This is a genomic window from Endozoicomonas sp. SESOKO3 (assembly GCF_024606255.1).
In genome coordinates, this window is record NZ_JAHHPR010000515.1 from 1 (window position 1) to 2,082 (window position 2,082).

Consider the following 2,082-nt stretch of genomic DNA (forward strand, 5'->3'; position numbering starts at 1 on the left):
GCGTCATCTTGATCCCGAGCAGTTGTTACCTCTGTACACGCTTCTGGAAGGAGACGCGGTGGCATCTTTCCTGGCACAGCAAGATAAGGTATTGAGTTTCTGATGGCTACTTTACATACGGTCAATAAAGCCGGACAACCCCTGGAACTGTGCCTGAGAGCCCTTAATCCGGGTGACAGTGTTCTGCTTCTGGAAGAGGGCGTTTACGCTTTGTATGAAGCCAGTGATGTTTTGTCTGATCTCCTCAGGCATATAGCCGTCTATGTGCTGGAGGCGGATGTTCTGGCCCGGGGAATGACGAACAGAGACGATCTGGATATCGATATGGTGGACTATCAGGGATTTGTTGAGTTGACGGTGGCCAACGATAAAGTGGTGAGCTGGTTTTAGAATATGTCGGATTTGAAGCTTGATAAAGACGGCTATCTGGTCAACCTTAGTGACTGGAATCCAGAGGTCGCTGGTCAGTTGGCAGCAGAAGACCATGTTGAACTGACCGATGAACACTGGGAAATCCTTAATCTGCTCAGGGAATATTATCAGCAATTTGAACACGCTCCCAGTCAAAGACCTTTTGTGAAATACGTTGCCAACCAGCTGGGAAAAGAGAAAGGTAACAGTCTCTATCTGATGAAGCTGTTTCCCGGCAGCCCCGCCAAACTGGCTGCCAGAATTGCAGGTCTGCCCAGACCTACAAACTGTTTCTAGCAGCTTGTGTATCCCCACCGCAAAACCGGGCTGTCTGGTCGACAGCTTTTCCATAGCTTCAATTTGATTTAGCCGCCTGGCTGGCAACTTTTAAGGCACTGACATCCTGACGATAGACATGCCAGCAGCGCAGCTCCAATCCATTTCTTTCCGCGTCATATTTAATATCATTGAAAGATCTAAAATTCTCGATACGTGACCTTTCATGAAGATACTTCCTGAAGATGTAGTCTGGCCAACATTGATCAGGGTTTCTGAGCATTTCCGGTTGTAATTGATCTTTCAACGTGGAGATCGCAGCTTGGTAGCTATCCCGCTGTTCAGGAAGTTTTGCCAGCAACTGGTTTAACCGGTGAATATCACTGTTTTCTGCATTCATTCTTGCGGCTTTTGCCTCACGAATGGCAGTCTCTGTCGCAGTAGCCTCAGGAGTAAAGAAATTCGCGAATGCGTGATAATGTCTGGTGTACAGCAGTTCCGGGGGAATATAGCGCTGCGGTGAGGATACATAAGGGTCTTCAGTGGTCAGGACAAAGCAGCCGGGATTGTTTTTTATCAGTGCGGTCAGATAAAAGTCAGTCATTCCCTCTGTAATCTCCCTGTTCAGTCGTTTTGCAACTGAGCCTGAGCCGGTAAAAGGGTGTATAGCGGTAAACAAAGTGGTCGCCGGTGAAGCGTCAGCAATTTCCTGAGCCGGGATCAGGTTTATGGGGAGTGGCTTGGCATCGTTAGCCTCATTGGCGTAATCATTGCGCACATCCACAGGAATAACTTTGATCCTGAATCCCTGTTCATTGAGGTAGTTTTGCATTAACAGGGATAGTTTTGCGTTGTGACAGCCAATATCCACAATACATTCGATTGTGTTGTTTTTGCTTAAAAAATTAGCCAGAAAGCTGAAATTATACAAATCCAAAAAGCGCCTTTTTGTAGCCTGGGCAGGATCAACAAAGGGTTGCGAAGTATCCAGCGTCATCAGTTTCTGGTTGCCGATCCGGACAGTTTTCGGTTCAACGCCATGCGGTATATTGGCATAGGTCGCACAGTAATTGCTCCGGGGATTGTTATCCATATGGACTGGTGTATATTTGGAAGTGCCGGGATATGGCCTGGAAGGCGTCTTCAAATCAGTCACGGTACGACTCGAAAGACCGACGGTTTGTTGTTCGCGGACTCCGTTGCCGTCGGTCTTCAGATAAGGGGCGATGTCATGGCTTTGTGAGCCATCCTCAGGTTTACAAGGGGGAGTTTGTTCTGTTATGCCTTGTTCTGCCATCTGAACGTGTGAATTGGCAGTGTCCATACCTTTAAACATGATTACTCTCCATGTCTATGAGTCAGTAATAAGATCAAAAACTTTATTCAGTTTGAACT

3 protein-coding genes are annotated in these 2,082 nt (G+C 47.1%); 2 read left to right on the forward strand and 1 reads right to left on the reverse strand.

The window, feature by feature from the left end; translation table 11 throughout:
- Positions 1-102 precede the first annotated feature (102 nt).
- Complete coding sequence (gene tusB, locus KDK18_RS08925) at positions 103-390, forward strand: sulfurtransferase complex subunit TusB (protein ID WP_257254554.1); 288 nt, start codon at positions 103-105, stop codon at positions 388-390.
- 3 nt (positions 391-393) lie between these two features.
- Complete coding sequence (locus tag KDK18_RS08930; RefSeq protein WP_257254555.1) at positions 394-708, forward strand: TusE/DsrC/DsvC family sulfur relay protein; 315 nt, start codon at positions 394-396, stop codon at positions 706-708.
- Between the two features lie 58 nt (positions 709-766).
- Here the strand turns inward: KDK18_RS08930 and KDK18_RS08935 are convergent, their stop codons facing one another.
- On the reverse strand, positions 767-2,023 hold the full coding sequence (locus KDK18_RS08935) for a hypothetical protein (RefSeq protein WP_257254556.1): 1,257 nt from the start codon (positions 2,021-2,023) through the stop codon (positions 767-769).
- Positions 2,024-2,082: the final 59 nt, after the last annotated feature.

What these genes read in the sequence shown, in the direction of transcription:
- tusB (WP_257254554.1), top strand. Translation starts at nt 103, where the DNA reads ATGGCTACTTTACATACGGTCAATAAAGCCGGACAACCCCTGGAACTG.
- KDK18_RS08930 (WP_257254555.1), top strand. Translation starts at nt 394, where the DNA reads ATGTCGGATTTGAAGCTTGATAAAGACGGCTATCTGGTCAACCTTAGT.
- KDK18_RS08935 (WP_257254556.1), bottom strand. Translation starts at nt 2,023, where the DNA reads ATGTTTAAAGGTATGGACACTGCCAATTCACACGTTCAGATGGCAGAA.